At 38.9% G+C, this 16,776-nt stretch carries 15 protein-coding genes and 1 pseudogene; 1 reads left to right on the top strand and 15 read right to left on the bottom strand.

Features of this window, described 5'->3' with window-relative positions; genetic code table 11:
• Positions 1–112 precede the first annotated feature (112 nt).
• Entirely contained in the window at positions 113–655 is a 543-nt protein-coding gene (locus BQ9859_RS05390) for a rubredoxin-like domain-containing protein (protein ID WP_075877214.1), read from the top strand.
• Positions 656–779: 124 nt separating this feature from the next.
• Here BQ9859_RS05390 and BQ9859_RS05385 read toward each other — a convergent pair whose 3' ends face one another.
• The 15 genes and pseudogenes from BQ9859_RS05385 to BQ9859_RS05320 all read right to left on the bottom strand — a co-directional run bounded on the left by BQ9859_RS05385 (position 780) and on the right by BQ9859_RS05320 (position 16,596).
• Positions 780–1,601 carry a M55 family metallopeptidase gene (locus tag BQ9859_RS05385; RefSeq protein WP_075877213.1) on the bottom strand — a complete coding sequence of 274 codons (822 nt, stop codon included), beginning with the start codon at positions 1,599–1,601 and terminating at the stop codon, positions 780–782.
• Between the two features lie 203 nt (positions 1,602–1,804).
• On the bottom strand, positions 1,805–2,764 hold the full coding sequence (locus BQ9859_RS12795; RefSeq protein WP_407940076.1) for a transposase: 960 nt from the start codon (positions 2,762–2,764) through the stop codon (positions 1,805–1,807).
• 219 nt (positions 2,765–2,983) lie between these two features.
• Positions 2,984–3,169: pseudogene (locus BQ9859_RS12790) on the bottom strand (transposase); the annotation flags it as partial.
• Positions 3,170–3,330: 161 nt separating this feature from the next.
• Complete coding sequence (gene groL, locus BQ9859_RS05375) at positions 3,331–4,947, bottom strand: chaperonin GroEL (RefSeq protein WP_075877211.1); 1,617 nt, start codon at positions 4,945–4,947, stop codon at positions 3,331–3,333.
• 15 nt (positions 4,948–4,962) lie between these two features.
• On the bottom strand, positions 4,963–5,226 hold the full coding sequence (locus tag BQ9859_RS05370; RefSeq protein WP_075877277.1) for a GroES family chaperonin: 264 nt from the start codon (positions 5,224–5,226) through the stop codon (positions 4,963–4,965).
• A 226-nt stretch (positions 5,227–5,452) separates the two neighbouring features.
• A complete protein-coding gene (locus tag BQ9859_RS05365; protein ID WP_075877210.1) occupies positions 5,453–5,830 on the bottom strand; it encodes a NifB/NifX family molybdenum-iron cluster-binding protein in 378 nt (125 codons plus the stop codon).
• A gap of 14 nt (positions 5,831–5,844) precedes the next feature.
• Positions 5,845–6,768 (bottom strand): substrate-binding domain-containing protein, encoded by a 924-nt coding sequence (locus tag BQ9859_RS05360; protein ID WP_075877209.1) that lies wholly within the window; start codon positions 6,766–6,768, stop codon positions 5,845–5,847.
• Positions 6,765–8,495, bottom strand: coding sequence for a threonine--tRNA ligase (gene thrS, locus BQ9859_RS05355; RefSeq protein WP_075877276.1), 1,731 nt, complete (start codon positions 8,493–8,495; stop codon positions 6,765–6,767). Before thrS ends, BQ9859_RS05360 begins: the two co-directional genes overlap by 4 nt.
• Positions 8,496–8,591: 96 nt before the next feature.
• Positions 8,592–8,747: a hypothetical protein gene (locus tag BQ9859_RS12440; protein WP_235846400.1), complete on the bottom strand. Its 156-nt coding sequence runs from the start codon at positions 8,745–8,747 to the stop codon at positions 8,592–8,594.
• 136 nt (positions 8,748–8,883) lie between these two features.
• Positions 8,884–10,743, bottom strand: coding sequence for a DUF2207 family protein (locus BQ9859_RS05345; RefSeq protein WP_075877207.1), 1,860 nt, complete (start codon positions 10,741–10,743; stop codon positions 8,884–8,886).
• 100 nt (positions 10,744–10,843) lie between these two features.
• Positions 10,844–12,079: an aminopeptidase gene (locus BQ9859_RS05340; RefSeq protein ID WP_075877206.1), complete on the bottom strand. Its 1,236-nt coding sequence runs from the start codon at positions 12,077–12,079 to the stop codon at positions 10,844–10,846.
• A gap of 84 nt (positions 12,080–12,163) precedes the next feature.
• Positions 12,164–12,943: a ZIP family metal transporter gene (locus BQ9859_RS05335; protein WP_075877205.1), complete on the bottom strand. Its 780-nt coding sequence runs from the start codon at positions 12,941–12,943 to the stop codon at positions 12,164–12,166.
• 175 nt (positions 12,944–13,118) lie between these two features.
• Positions 13,119–14,549 (bottom strand): adenylosuccinate lyase, encoded by a 1,431-nt coding sequence (gene purB, locus BQ9859_RS05330; protein ID WP_075877204.1) that lies wholly within the window; start codon positions 14,547–14,549, stop codon positions 13,119–13,121.
• A 12-nt stretch (positions 14,550–14,561) separates the two neighbouring features.
• On the bottom strand, positions 14,562–15,272 hold the full coding sequence (gene purC, locus BQ9859_RS05325; protein WP_075877202.1) for a phosphoribosylaminoimidazolesuccinocarboxamide synthase: 711 nt from the start codon (positions 15,270–15,272) through the stop codon (positions 14,562–14,564).
• Between the two features lie 31 nt (positions 15,273–15,303).
• Positions 15,304–16,596 carry an adenylosuccinate synthase gene (locus BQ9859_RS05320; RefSeq protein ID WP_075877200.1) on the bottom strand — a complete coding sequence of 431 codons (1,293 nt, stop codon included), beginning with the start codon at positions 16,594–16,596 and terminating at the stop codon, positions 15,304–15,306.
• Positions 16,597–16,776: the final 180 nt, after the last annotated feature.

Raw genomic sequence — 16,776 nt, 5'->3', positions numbered from 1 at the left:
ACGCATTTTTCATCTCATTTTTTAAATTTTTTTTAAAATTTAGTGCACTATACTGGAAATTTTCATTAATTCCTCGTATAGTAAAAGCGTTGAGAAAAAGGAGGAATTTTCAATGGCTAAATTTGTATGTACAGTTTGTGGTTATGTTTACGAAGGCGATGCAGCTCCAGAAAAATGTCCAATCTGCGGTGTAGGTGCTGATAAATTCGTAAAACAAGAAGGAGAAAGAACATGGGCAGCAGAACATGTTGTAGGTGTTGCACAAGGTGTTAGTGAAGACATTATAAAAGATTTACGTGCAAACTTCGAAGGTGAATGTTCAGAAGTTGGTATGTATTTAGCAATGGCTCGTGTAGCACACCGTGAAGGATATCCTGAAGTTGGTCTATATTATGAAAAGGCTGCTTGGGAAGAAGCAGAACATGCTGCTAAGTTTGCTGAATTATTAGGTGAAGTTGTTACACCTTCTACAAAGAAAAACTTGGAAATGCGCGTAGAAGCAGAGAACGGTGCTACTGCAGGTAAAGTAGATCTGGCAAAACGTGCAAAAGAAGCAAACTTAGATGCAATCCATGATACAGTACATGAAATGGCTCGTGATGAAGCTCGTCACGGCAAAGCATTCGAAGGTCTGTTAAATCGTTATTTTAAATAAAACCGATATATTGATGTAAGAAATAGACTTCGTTAAACAAAAAGCTGTAATGAATAGATGATCTTCAATTTATCATCTGTCTCATTACAGCTTTTCTTTCATTTATAAGATGACCCTGTCAATCTCATTCAAATGCATTGCATATCTTGATCATAAAACGCATTCGCCGATACAATTCATCAAAATCATTTCCCTTGATTTGCACCGTACACGCATCGATCTGTGTTGTTAAAGGGATTCTTGCTACAAAAGATGCATTTCGCTCTTTATGGAAAGTAATATCAATGACATAATGATCCTCTGGAAATATTTCATACTGATCCTGCAAAGCTTGCCTGATCTCATGATCGTAACGCTGGATCAATTGTTGTTTTGAGCAATTAATGGCACATAAGGAATTAATTGTCTGTTTTGTTTCAACAAAATGGTAATTCCCCTTTAATTCTTCCTTTAACTGCATATTTAATAAAGAATCACCGCTAACCAAGAGAACCGGCAATCCATAGTGCCATGCCAAATGGGCATTGATCCCGCTTTCTCCCAGCTCTTTTCCGTTTATTTTTATACAGCGGACTTGTGCTCCCCAAATAGTATGTGCCATAACACCAGGTGTATTGCTCCGGCAATGGTATCCTATAAAACAAACACCATTAAATTTGGATGAAATTCCTTCCATCATTCCATATTCTTTGTAGGCTCCATGAGAAATGACTAAGCTCGCTCGATCATCTAGCTGTGATGCTACTAGATTATCCATTCCGCCATGACCATCATTTACAACAATTTCTTGTACGCCATGATTGAACAGAGTACGAATTGCAATGTTGGTTTCATCGATCATATGCGTGCGGTATTGTTCATATGCATATCCATTTTTCATAGTATATGCGCTATCTACATTCCCCCAAATTCCCTCGATATCAGCAGAAATATAAATTCTTTTCATAACTTACTCCTTTATTAATCAGTCTGATTATAGCACAAAAAAAAGGCTGTAACGAAATAGAAGATTATAATTAAATGAATCTGTCTATTGAGGTTACGACCTCTTTTTTCTTTTCTTTACTTTGAAATTGTTTCAATTCTCCCAATTATCCCTATTTTTTGGCATTATGAAAACACCTATTGTGGAAAACCTATCAACATTATTTATGCTTGTGCTTTTTTTCTTATTTTTTTGTTATGATATTTCATCAGATTAAAGCCTACGCACACCAACAGGAACTCCATTTCTACATTTTTGATGCTTCTCCTATGTAATCTGTCATAAGCATAATCTTCTTTTATGACTCCAAAAGCTCCTTCGCTTTGTATGGATCTTTGCACTCGATGATGGATTCCTTCTTCGCTATTTAGTTTTTTTCTCGCTGTTCTTTCAAACTCCTCAAGTATCGGATTCACGCTTATCGTTCGATCTCCCTTGGCTTTCGTACATTGAGATTTGAGTGGGCAATCCGTGCATTTGCCACAACTGTGCGTTTGATTGATTCGATAATATTTGCTTCTCTTATCAACCGTTTCATTGATACAGCCAAATTCATGTCCTGCCGGGCAGATATATCTTCCATTTCCATTTCTGTTCCAGTTTGATTTGATGAATGTTTTTTTCTTGTAGCTCGTTTCTTTTTCTTTTGAATACATCATATATTTGATATAGGCTTCCATATCATTTTCTAAACAGAAGAAATAATTATCATAGGATCCATATCCTGCATCCGCTGCTACTGTTTTAGGCATCCTGTTATAAAGTGCTCTGAATGTTTCAAGAAATTTGATAAATGTCTTTTGATCGGTTCTATCCTGATAGATACAAGCCAATTGGATATATTCGCTGCTTACTGCTATCTGTGCATTGTATCCTGCCTTGAAGATTCCTGTCTTCATATAATGGTCCTCTTTCATGTGCATCATCGTTGCATCGTGGTCTGTTTTCGAACAGCTGTTTCTGTCAGGTCCGCATAGTTCAATTCTTTCCAAACAGTTTTGCAGTGTTTCTTTGTATTTCATCAATTCATCATAATAACGCTGGATCTGGCTTTTTCGCTTACCTTTTCCATAAATGAAAGTGATTCCCTCTTGTTCAACGATATGAAAAATTTGGTTAGCCATATTTTCTATGTCTTTTATTGTCCACTCCTCTTTTTGAGATGCTTCAATACGATCACCCAGTTTCCTGACCCATTCGTTTAATCGAGTGAATATTTTATCTCTTGTTTTGATTGCGGTCTTTTTCCAGATGAAAGTAAACTTGTTGGCATTGGCCTCAAGCTTGGTTCCATCAATATAAACCGTATCATGATCAATTGATTCAAATATATCTCTAAAAATGAATTGGATGTCATATTTTAAATACTTTTGGATGAAACGATGAAATGCCATGTGACTTGGCATTTCCTCCTGCATCAAGAACATGAAACGGATGTCCGTTCTACAGCTTTTTTCAATATCTCTTAGACTATAAATATGATTCATGAACGCAAACAGGATGACTTTGATTATCTTGAAGGAATTATATTCTTCACGCCCTCTGTGAGCAGGGTGATCAAGATATTTGTTCCAGTTGACTCCTTGCTAAATTATACCAAAAAATGCATCCTTTCTCTTTTGAGATCAGATGCATTTTTTATTTTTGGCCATTCCTTATTCGTTACAGCCTCTTTTTCTATAGAGTGTTATTAATACATTCCGCCTTGAGGCATAACAGGTGCTGGTGTATCCTCTTTAATTGCTGCAACACCGGCTTCAGTCGTAATGAATAATGCAGAGATACTTGCTGCATTCAATAAAGCACTACGAGTTACCTTTGTAGGGTCGATGATTCCTTTTTCAAACATGTCGATCCATTCGCCAGCTTTTGCATCAAAGCCAATATTTGTTTCTGCTTTCTTTTGTGCATCAACGATTTCTTCAGCATTATAACCTGCATTTTCTGCGATCTGGGCGATAGGAGCCAATAAAGCGTCAAATACAACCTTAATACCTTTTTGTACATCAACGATATCTGATTTTAACTGATCTTTCATTGCCACGTAAGCTTCTACCAAAGCAGCTCCGCCACCAATGACGATACCTTCTGCTACAGCTGCGCGAGTTGCATTCAATGCATCTTCAATACGCAATTTCTTTTCTTTTAATTCACTTTCCGTAGCTGCCCCTACTTTGATGATAGCAACACCGTTATTTAATTTACCCAAACGTTCTGCCAAACGTTTCTTATCATACTCACTTGTCGTATTGTCCATTTGTGCAGCAATCTCATTGCTACGTGCTTCTACAGCCGCTTTGTCTCCGGCTCCGCCAATCATCGTTGTGTTGTCTTTTGTAACAACCAATTTTTTCACTTGACCTAAATCACTCATCTGTGCTTCTTTTAGATCCATGTTCAAATCTTTAGAGAAGAATTTAGCCCCGCACAATACAGCAATATCCTGCAACAATTCTTTCTGATTATCGCCAAAACCAGGTGCTTTCGTTGCTACGACATTGAAAGTGCCACGCAATTTATTGACTACCAAAGTAGAAACTACTTCATTTTCAAAATCATCTGCAATCAATAACAACGGTTTATTTGCTTGCAATACTTGTTCCAATAAAGGTAAGATTTCTTGAATGTTGCTGATCTTTTGATCTGTAACCAATACCAGCGGATTTTCCATTTCCACCTGCATCTTTTCACGATCACTGACCATATATGGAGAAACGTAACCCTTATCGTATTGCAAACCTTCACTGATTTCCAATTCCGTTTCAAATCCGTTTGACGTATCGACACTGATCACTCCATCGCGACCAACCTTTTCCATTGCTTCAGCAATTGTATTTCCAACTTCATTGCTGCCGGCAGAAATTGTGGCTACAGATGCAATATCATTGCTTGTCTCTACCTTGCGTGATTTCTCTAAGATATGTTTAGCGATTTCTTTGCTGGCATATTCGATACCTTCACGCATCAAGACTGGATTTGCTCCTTTTTCTACAGCCTTCAATCCATTTTCGATCATGCTTTGCGCCAAGATCGTAGCAGTGGTCGTACCATCACCTGCTGTATCATTTGTCTTGTTAGCTACCTCATAAACTAACTTTGCTCCCATATTTTCAAATTTGTCTTCTAATTCAATTTCTTTTGCGATAGAGACACCATCATTTGTAATCAATGGAGAACCGTATTCTTTCTCTAAAACGACATTACGTCCCTTTGGTCCCAATGTAACACGTACAGCATCTGCTAACGTGTTTACACCTCTAAGCATTGCTTCACGAGCATCTTTTGAAAAACGAACTTCTTTTGCCATAAATCATATACCTCCTTATGCTACAACTGCCAAGATATCTTCATCGGCAATTACAATATATTCTTCTTCATCCATCTTTACACGAGTTCCAGAATACTCTTTGTAAACGACTTTATCGCCTACTTTATAACCGGCATCTTTACAACCCTCACCGATTGCTTCAACAACACCGATACTAGGCTTATTTTTGTTTTCACTTGTTAAGATGATACCACTTGCGGTCTTATTTTCTACTTCTTCTTTCTTTAATACTACATTGTCATGTAACGGTTTCAGCATTTCAATTCCTCCTTTAGAAATTAGCACTCTTTGTGCTTTACTGCTAACACAGTCTATTATACTCACTTTTAGCACTTTGGCAACCCCTGTGCTAATTTTTTTTAATCTTTTTTCAAATCGGATCAACAGCAAAAAAAACATATGGACAAAAAATTGCTTTTCTGTATAGGATTCAGGCACAAATCAAAAAAAACTCCTCAATCAAATTGAGAAGTTTTTTGCTGGTTTATTGACATGTATGTGAACCGCAATCATGTCCTTCTTCATGTTCATGATGTGTGCATTTACGGCTAGGATCATCTACTAATGCTTGATTTGCAAATGCCTGTAATGCCATACGCGCATCCATTTCTACACCACGAATAATTGAAATACCTTGTGCCTCCAGAGCATTGATGGCACCTTGTCCAATACCACCACAAATCACAGTATCTATGCCCCATTCTTTCAATAGGGCTGCCAAAGCGCCATGGCCACTGCCATTTGTAGAAAGAATCTGCTCATTTGCAACATTGTTATTCTCTACATCTGCCACTAAAAATTGAGACGTCTTGCCAAAATGCGGAAACACTTTCCCATTTTCAAAAGTAACTGCTACTTTCATAAGCTACCCCCCCTTTATTTTACTAATAACGTATCCAGATCTACATCGATATTAAAGATCTTAGCAAATTGTGCCAAATCTTCTTTTGCATCCTGTGCACTGACATAGCGAATATTTTGACGTGACCAAGATTTGACTGCAACATTTACATTTGGAATTCCCAGTTTATCAACTCCGACTGAATTAATCGCATCCGTTAATTGTTCACTGTCACTGCTAGTTTCATTGGCAAATGTTTCGATTGCTTTTAAGACATCGCTGACAGATGCACTTTCACCCTTTTTCACAAAAATTGCTGCTTGAGGGTATCCTTTATCTGCAGATGTATCATTTTTTTCTGCATACATCTGCTGCAGGTCGCCAATGATCTTCAATTCTTTTCCGTTTTCTTTTGCTTTTGCAATCGTTGCCGTTACGACAGGTTCTGCCAATAATGCAACATCTGCTTTTCCGCTCATCAATTGCGCCTGCGCATCACTAACTGCATTGTAATAAGTAACGTTTGGTTTAACAGAATTTAAATCAATCGCATTTTCTAACACTAATTGTGGAACGGCACCTTCACCAAAAGCGGCAAATTCACCATCTTTTTCTAGAGCATCTTCATCAGCAGAAACCAAATATAAATTACCCCATGTAATAACAGCGGCCAATTCATAATTATCTGCACCTTTTGAAGACAACATCATGCCTAAATTGCTAGGTGCTACGATGATATCATATTCACTGTCTTCTTTTGCCAATTCTGCCTGTAATACATCACTGCCGCTGACTGTCTCGAAAGATGCCACATTTTCAGCTGTAGCAGCACCTAAAACACCCAGAGCGGGTGCACCAGTAGGTGCCAATACTTTCACTTCTTTATTTTGCGATGCTCCGCAACCAAACAAAGATAAAGACATCACGGCAGCTAGAACGATAGATGTTAACTTTTTCATGCTTTCTTCTCCTCAATCTCTTTAACAAATAATTGAACGGCTTCTTCTAATGGAAGCGTCATGCTCTCTTTATGTTGTGATCGGCGAATCGTAACTGTATGATCGTTACATTCTCCTTCACCTACGACAATCTGAACAGGAACCTTAGCCAATTGTGCTTCCCGCACACGATAACCTAATTTTTCGTTACGATCATCTACATGACAACGAATACCGGCCTGTGCAAGTTCTTTGCTTACCTGATGAGCATAATCACCATGTTTATCGCCGAGAACCGGAATGATTTCTACTTGTTTTGGCGCCAGCCACATTGGGAAATGACCTCCATAATGTTCGATCAGGATACCAATAAAACGTTCAATTGAACCATAGATTACACGATGCAGCATTACCGGACGTACTTTTTTACCTTCGCTGTCGACATAGGTACAATCAAAGCGCTCTGGCAAGTTCATATCCATCTGGATCGTTCCGCATTGCCATACACGTCCCAAACTGTCTTTGATATGGAAGTCCAGTTTTGGACCATAGAAAGCGCCGTCACCTTCATTGATCCGATAATCCTTGCCTGCTGCATGACAAGCATCGCCCAACGCTTTTTCACACTGATTCCATACAGCAATTTCTCCCATGAAATCTTCCGGACGCGTAGAGAGCTCAATTTCATAAGTTAATCCGAAAATCGAATACATACGGTCGATAAAACGAATCAGACGTTTAACTTCTTCTTCTACTTGATCTGGACGCATGAACAAATGTGCATCATCTTGAGTAAACGTACGTACTCGGAACAAACCGTTTAACGCTCCGCTCGCTTCATGACGATGTACTTGGCCTAATTCACCAATGCGAAGAGGCAGGTCCTTATAAGAATGCAGACCGTTATTGTAAACGAGCATCGCCCCCGGACAGTTCATTGGTTTAATGGCAAATTCACGATCATCCACCATTGTCGTATACATGTTTTCTTTGTAATGATCCCAATGTCCGCTCGTTTCCCAAAGTTCTTTGCTCATCATGATCGGCGTTTTGATAAATTGATAGCCTTCTTTCGTATGCTCTTCATACCAGAATTGTTCTAATACGTTGCGCATGATCATGCCATTCGGCAAAAAGATCGGCATACCGGCAGCATACTCGCTCATCATAAACAAACCAAGTTCACGGCCCAGCTTTTTATGATCACGTTTTTTTGCTTCTTCTAACAACGCTAAATGTTCTTCCAGATCTTCTTTCGTTTCAAAGCAGATACCATACACACGTTGTAACATTTTATTGTTGGCGTCACCCTTCCAATAAGCACCAGAATGTTTCAACAGTTTAAAATTTTTACAACGCTTTACACTGTCTACATGCGGTCCGCGGCATAAATCAACAAATTCTCCCTGGCGATAAATCGTGATTTTTCCATCTTCTAATCCTTGAATCAGATCCAGCTTATACTCATCGTCCTTAAATAATTCCAAAGCATCTGCCTTCGAAATCTCTTCACGTACGATTCGTTTTCCATCCTTTGCGATCTTTTTCATTTCTTTCTCGATCTGGACAAGATCATCATCCGTAATTTTTTTATCGCCTAGATCCATGTCATAATAGAATCCCTCAGATACAACCGGACCAACCCAAAATTTTGCTTGGGGATACAGACGTTTGACTGCCTGCGCCATCATATGTGCACAGGAATGATTCAAAGTGCTTAACTGTTCATTTTCTTTGATATCGATCATTTTCATCATCCTCTCCATAAAAAAAGACAGAACTCAAAGGACGTTCTGTCAAGCGCGGTACCACCTTTGTTCATGTAATTTTCATCACATGCTCTCTTATCCGTTAACGCCGGTTACGGCCCTCTTTTCAGGGGCAACTCCAAGGTAGTAAGAATGAATATCCTCCATCAGGCTTGCACCAACCGCCTTCTCTCTGAATGTGACCATCCATTCCCATATCCTTTTCTTTGTTGATAGTATTATCATAATCATTCACAAATTCATTGTCAATCCATTTGCAATAAGTTCTTATGGAAAACGCAAGATATGAAACAAGTATCTCCGTCATATGTCTTTAATTAAAAGATCCTCTTTAGGAACGGTACAAATAAAGAGGATCTCGTCAATGCTATTTTTTTCTTTTTGGCAGCAAGCTTCTCAAAGAAAAATGGAAAAAGCCTGCTTCTTTAATCGGCGGTCGATACATCGTATTTTGTTTCATATAGTAGAAACAATAGTAAAATGTATGCCAAAACAAAAACGTATCAAAGTGATCATATTCATGCATACCATCATACCAATCCAGTTGTTGAACAGGAATATGTTCAAATTTTTTGGCCCAAATATCTGCCAGCTCCAAAACATAAGCATACGGAAGAAATTCTTGAAAAAGCTTTGGATTTTGTTGAAATAACTTATTTAGTTGTTCAGGCTCTACACTCTCTACGAACTCACGTATTCCTAATATTTCTGCTTTCCATTCGTTTCCTTTGCGTGTCCGTTTATCCATGAATAACATACAGAAAAATAATGCCACGCTCACAAATAAATAAACGACCAACGACCATTTTTGAATTCCATATAAATACAAAGTGACAGAATTAAATGATAACAAGATAAATGCAACAACAATCAAAATTGTCATTCGGATGGAAAATTGTTTGATATTAAAGGTAAAACGATGACGCATCAGATAGACCCATCCTATCAGATCCAACCCGAGCAAAAAGGACGGAATCATATTGCGCAAAGAAAGTTCCCAAAGCTCAAAACGAGTATATGTCATCACCCATACAAAGAATAAAGACGGTAACAATGTTATGATGACCATAGCAGCCTGTAGGATCAATGAACTGTCTGTATAGACCTGTCGTCCATTCTTTTTAGTAAAAGATCGATCCAATAAATGCCTTGATTTATCCAATGCGAACGCCACACGCGCTTCTCTTAATTCGTCTTGGTCTACGGTCGTATTATTTTGAAAGATCGTATCAAACAATTCTTTTTCATACGGCTTCGCATTCAAATCATTCATCTCACGCAATTTTTCTAATTCAAAATTTTCACCGTGATCATGAATTCTTAAAAAACCGCGATTCCCCCAATCGATAAACATTGATAACAGATCATCATTGCTTGAAAAGCGATTCATGATATAGCCGATCTCACTGCTGTTGATCTCTTTTGGTACTTCCGTTTGTACATCAATGAATATTTCCTGTTCACGTCCAAAACGCCAAAATACCAATGAAACAACCAATAACAGCAGAATAGAGAATAAAGATGCGGTGATATTTCCATCCACCGGCTGAGGAAAAGTAAAATAAGAATTTGGCAGATTGACCTTAATCGTCGCCATCTCATTTTTTTCTAAGGGCTGTAAAAGGTCTCCGCTGATCACATTTCCATTTATCTGTGTACTTAAGGTATTTTTGGAATCTCCATATTTTCCGGTATTCGCATAGACCTCCTGCGGATCAAATGCTTTCGGCATATAGATCTCATAATGCATATGCTCTACTTTCGTATCCAAATTCGTGATCAATGTCCAATATAACATTTGCGAATTATCCGGCATATGCAGATCGCTTGTTTGAACCGTATAAGAAATGGAAAACTTTTGCTGTCCTGTCAACTGCTTATTTTTTTCTCCCATCGTAACAACAGATCCATCTTCGTTGCGATCCACAGACAAAAGGCGGTCTCCCTCGATGTCTCTTACTGGGAAATAATAATCTTGATAGATGATTCCCTGTGACGTTGTCGTAGGTATATGATATGTTGAAGTGATATTGCGCACAAAACTACTGCGATAGTAATTAAAATTCAGGTCATACTCTTCATGAACGAGCAGTTTTCCATCTTCTTGGACATGAATGGTGATATTTAAATTATCTACTGTATAGGCATCTACCGCTTTGCCAGCCTTGGGAAACATCACAAAGAATACAGCAATCAGACAGACCCCTATCCATATTTTTTTTCGCATATCATCATCCTTTCTATCTTCACACATCTCAGTATATCATTTATTAAATAGAGGAACAACCGTAAAAATCGGCTTCCTATTTTCGAAAATAAAATGATATTTATCGAAAAGAGGACGTAAAGTTGCCATTTTTCATGATCTCTATTTCACCATATCTGCCAATCCCTTTTACAGAAAGATCAGCTGTGCCAAACATAAAATCAACATGTGCCATTGACTGGTTGGCCCCGGCTGCACGCAATTCTTCTTCTGTCATTTGCACACCGTGTTCTAGACAAGATGGATAAGCATCTCCCAGGGCCAAATGACAAGAAGCGTTTTCATCAAATAAAGTATTATAAAATAGAAGTCCTGATAAAGAAATCGGAGAATCATATGGAACTAAAGCCACTTCACCTAAGCGATTGCTTCCTTCATCAAAATGGATCAAAGAAGCGAGTGCCTCCTTTCCTTGCTTTGCATCAAAATCAACTACTTTTCCATTTTTGAACACAATATAGAAATCCTTGATCAACACACCATTATGATCCAATGGTTTGCTTGCATATACAATTCCATCTACACCTTCACGATGCGGCATCGTATAGACTTCTTCAGTTGGAAGATTCGCGTTAAAATCGATTCCATTTGTTGTTTTCTCACTGCCTCCTTCCCAGCGGTGATGCTCGACCAACCGTACCTTCAGATCCGTTCCTAATCCATTCGAAAAATGCAACATTCTAAACTGCTGCTTATTTAAAGCCGCTACGCGTTGATGAAAATGTGCATTTCTTGACTTCCATTCACGAACAGGATCTGCTCCCTCTTTGATATAGACACTATCATAAATTGCTTGCCATAATTTTTTCATGGCATCCTCTTTTGTCAGATCAGGGAAAACTTGCATTGCCCAAGCAGGACTAGGTATTGCCACAATGCTCCAGGCACACTCATTATTCATCGTATATCGCTGTAGATCTTTGCTCGCTTTAGCGTATGCCAAACGAGCTTCTGTTATTTTCTTTGTATCGCAATCAGCGAAAATACCCGGTGTATCGCTGATGATATGTAAGATACAAGCCCCTTTCTTCAAATAATCCGATTTACATTCCAATTTCCAATCATGAATCGTGCAAAGCGTATCACTGCTTTGATATAGATAATGCAATCTCGTTATTCTTTCATCGCTGTAATGTACAACCACTTCTTTTGCGCCAAAAGCATATGCTTCTCTCGTCACCACTTCAGCAAACTCAGCAGCAGCAATATCCGCTTGTATGAGCAATGTTTGTCCTTTTTGCAAATTTACTCCGCAAAGCAATGCTAATCGCGCATATTTTTCTAATAATGTTTCCATGCAAATTCCTCCGTTTTTTGTTAGTATAGCATAATTTTAAATTTCCTTATCATTTACCGCAAAAAAAGACAGCCAAGCTGTCTTCTAACCTAATGCGACATCCAACATCATCATTAATGCAAAACCAAAAGCAAAACCGATCGTGCCTAAATTGCTGTGCGAACCTTGCGAAGTTTCTGGAATCAATTCTTCTACCACGACATACAACATCGCTCCTGCAGCAAAAGATAACAGGACAGGTAAAGCAGGCACCAAATAATGTGACAGCAGTAATACCAACACTCCTGCAATCGGTTCCACGATGCCGCTTGCCGCACCATACAGGAACGCCTTTCTGCGGTTCATGCCCTTTTCGCTACGCAAAGGAAGAGAAATAATAGCCCCTTCTGGGAAATTTTGAATGGCAATTCCAATCGACAAGGCAAAGGCCGAAGCCAGACTGATTTCATTACCGCTTAACAACAAGCCGACAAAAACAGCGCCTACAGCCATTCCTTCAGGAATATTATGAATCGTCACTGCCAACATCAGCATCGTCGTTCTTTTGAATGAGCTCTTATGCCCCTCTGCTTCCTCACTGCCTAAATGCAAATGAGGTATTAGCCAATCCAAAAACAACAAAAACAGAATACCAACAAAAAAGCCAATCACTGCCGGTAAAAAAGCCAGCCTGCCAAGATCCTTTGAGAGATCCATTGCCGGTATCAATAAAGACCATACCGATGCTGCAATCATCACTCCGCTGGCAAATCCCAGCAATGCTTTCTGTACATGATCACGTAACTGTTGCCGCATGACAAACACGCAAGCAGATCCCGCAGCGGTCCCTATGAACGGTATGATCAAACCCAAAAACAAATTCACTTTGTCACTCTCCTTCTTTCTTCATACTATGTATTACATGATTGCTGCAATTCAGCTATCATCATTACAAAAGCATACAGAAATTTTATAAAATATAACATCGATCAAAAGAAATAGCAACTCATATGACAATGCGAACAAGAAAAAAACAGTCCAGAAGACGGACTGTTTTCAATTATACATTAATCTGTGCATGGATACCTAAAACCGATTTTTCTTTTTCCAGGATTGGATCAATGAATTCTGTAAAGAATTCCTCTGTTTGCTGCACGCTGCGTCCCACGAAATTTTCCGGTTTCATGATTTTCTGCAAATCTTCCAATGTCATCGGGAAGCGCGGATCGTCAGCAATACGCTGTAGTAAATCGTTTGGTTTTCCCTCTTCTTTGACGACACGGCCTGCTGCCATAGAATGCACGCGAATCGCTTCGTGAAGTTCTTGACGATCGCCACCCAGCTTCACGCAATCCATCATGATGTTTTCTGTAGCCATAAACGGTAATTCGTTCATCAGATGTGCTTCGATTACTTTTGGATAAACGACCAAGCCTTCTGTGATATTTAGGTACAGGTCCAAAATGCCATCAATGGCTAAGAATGCTTCCGGAATAGCAATACGCTTATTTGCTGAATCATCCAGTGTACGTTCAAACCACTGTGTAGCTGCCGTAATAGCTGGATTCATTGCATCCGTGATCACATAATTGGCAAGCGATGCCATACGTTCACTGCGCATTGGATTACGCTTGTATGCCATTGCACTAGAACCAATCTGACTCTTTTCAAATGGTTCTTCCACTTCTTTTAAATGCTGCAAAAGACGGATATCATTTGAAAATTTATGTGCGCTTTGTGCAATAGAACTTAATGCATGCAAAATACGTGTGTCGTATTTACGTGAATACGTCTGCGTAGAAACAGCAAAGCAAGCATCATAACCCATCTTTTTCGCAATCAGTGTATCTAATTTTTTTACTTTTTCACTGTCTTTATCAAATAACTCCATAAAGCTTGCCTGCGTTCCGGTAGTCCCTTTGCATCCAAGCAGTTTTTTATGTTCCAGCAAGTAACTGATTTCTTCATAATCCATCAACAGATCCTGTGCCCAGATACTTGCTCTCTTTCCTAATGTCGTTGGTTGTGCAGGCTGAAAATGTGTAAATGCCAAAACCGGCAAATCCTTGTATGTCAAAGCAAATTTTTCCAATTGAGCCAATACATTGACCAATTTATTCTTTACAAGCTCCATTGCTTCATGCATGATGATCAAATCAGTATTATCCCCTACATAACAGCTGGTAGCGCCTAAATGAATGATTCCTTTTGCTTTTGGACATTGACAGCCATAGGCATAAACATGACTCATCACGTCATGGCGAACTTCTTTTTCGCGCTGTTTAGCGACTTCATAATTGATATCATCTTTATGTGCAATCAATTCATCGATCTGTTCCTGCGTAATGTCTAAACCCAATTCTTTTTCACTTTCCGCTAAAGCAATCCATAAGCGACGCCAAGTGCGGAATTTTTTATCATTTGAAAATAGTTTCTGCATTTCTTTGCTGGCATAGCGTTGCGCCAGCGGACTTTGATAAACTTCGTTCATTGAACACCCACCTTATTTATCTAAACCAAGACGGTGATAAACTTCTTGGTATGCACCTTCTGCATCACCTAAATCACGACGGAAACGATCTTTGTCCAAATGATCATGCGTCTTCATATCCCAGTAACGGCAAGTATCAGGAGAAATTTCATCAGCTAAAATGATTTGTCCATGATAACGTCCAAATTCTAATTTAAAGTCAATCAATTCAATTCCAATGTTCTTAAATACCTCTTGTAAGATTGAATTGATCTCAAACGCCATTTTGGAAATTGTATCAATTTCTTCTTTTGTAGCCAAGCCGAGTGCTAAAGCCATGTAAGAGTTGATTAGCGGATCTCCTAAATCGTCATTTTTATAACTAAATTCCAATGTAGAACACTTTAACTCTGTTCCCTCCGGAACACCCAATCGTTTAGAGAAACTTCCTGCTGCTTTATTACGAATGATCACTTCTAATGGAACAATTTCCACTTTTTTTACAACTGTACGGCGATCATCCAGCTCCTCTACATAATGCGTAGGAATTCCTTTTTCTTCCAACAATTTGCAAAGATAATTGCTCATGCGATTGTTGACGATTCCTTTTCCTACGATCGTTCCTTTTTTCAGTCCATTGAATGCGGTCGCATCATCTTTATAGGCAACGATCAAGCGGTCTGCATCCTCCGTTTTGAACACCTTTTTTGCTTTTCCTTCGTACATCATTTCTAACTCTTTCATGTTTACCTCCGTCTTTTTGACCCTTTCTTTTTTATCTTGCATGAATCAGATCATGAACATAGATATTGTTCTTGCGATCTGGTCCAACAGAGATCATAGATACACGTACACCACAAATTTTTTCTATAAACTGTACATAACGTTTACAATTTTCTGGAAGTTCCTCATATGTTTCCATCTTGGAGATATCTTCCTTCCATCCCTCTAGTTCTTCATAGATCGGTTTTGCTTTTGCTACATCTTCCACTGAAGAAGGAATATAGTCATATCGCTGTCCATCAATCTCATACGCCACGCAAACCTTTAATGTGTCCATACCGCTCAGCACATCAATTTTCGTTAAAACGATATCTGTCAATCCGTTTATGATACTGGCATGTTTAACAACATTTAGATCTAACCAGCCGCAACGGCGAGGTCTGCCTGTCGTTGCCCCATATTCGCCTCCGTTTGTACGAATTTGCTCTCCGATCTCGTCCGTTAATTCAGTGACAAAAGGACCTTCGCCAACGCGTGTAGAATATGCCTTGACAACACCAATCACTTGGGTGATCTTGCTAGGTGCCACCCCGGCACCGGTACAAACACCTGCAGAAGTTGGAGAAGAAGATGTAACATATGGATAAGTTCCATAGTTGATATCCAGCATAGCTGCTTGTGCTCCCTCAAAAAGCACATCTTTTCCTTCATCTAGATCTTGATTGACCATGCTGACACTCTCTACCAGACGTGCGACAATTTCATCGCGAATGGCCTTGAAATCATTGATCATCTTATCACAGTCAAGCGGTTTCTCACCATAAATTTCAGTAAATAAGCGATTCTTTTCAGCTAAAAAGCGGCGTGCCTTTTCTTCAAATACATGGAAATCACGTAAATCACACATACGAATGCCATGTCTAGCAAATTTATCGGAATAACAAGGTCCAATACCCCTCTTTGTCGTGCCAATTTTATTGTTGCCTGAATGTTTTTCCTGCAGTTCATCTTGGTAAACATGATATGGCATGATGATATGCGCACGATCAGAAATCAAGATATGATCACAGCTCAACCCTTTTTTCTTCAAAACGGACATTTCATCCAATAATACAAAAGGATCCACGACCACGCCTGGTCCAATGATGCATTTTGCATTTTCGTGCAGCACACCTGAAGGAAGCAAATGCAATACGAATTTTTCTCCGTCTACGATTACCGTATGGCCTGCATTGTTTCCCCCTTGGAAGCGTACGATCGTATCTGCATGCTCACTCAATACATCTACGATTTTTCCCTTTCCTTCGTCACCCCACTGAGTGCCAACAACAACTCTACCTGTCATAGTACAACCACCTCTTCAGCTTTCTAACCTATGTAATTACGTCAAAATTATAAAACCTACATAAAATTTGTCAATGTTTTTCCAAGGTTTCCATAAAAAAATACCTCTTTTTATATAGGAAAAACAATTTCCTCTATATTTTTGTATTTTCTAACAAATAAAAAGGAAACAAACGTTTCC

This window comes from Merdibacter massiliensis (genome assembly GCF_900155395.1).
GTDB classification, from domain to species: Bacteria; Bacillota_I; Bacilli_A; order Erysipelotrichales; family Erysipelotrichaceae; genus Merdibacter; species Merdibacter massiliensis.
The sequence above is the reverse complement of the archived record's forward strand: the minus strand, read 5'-3'. Positions and strand labels throughout refer to the sequence as shown.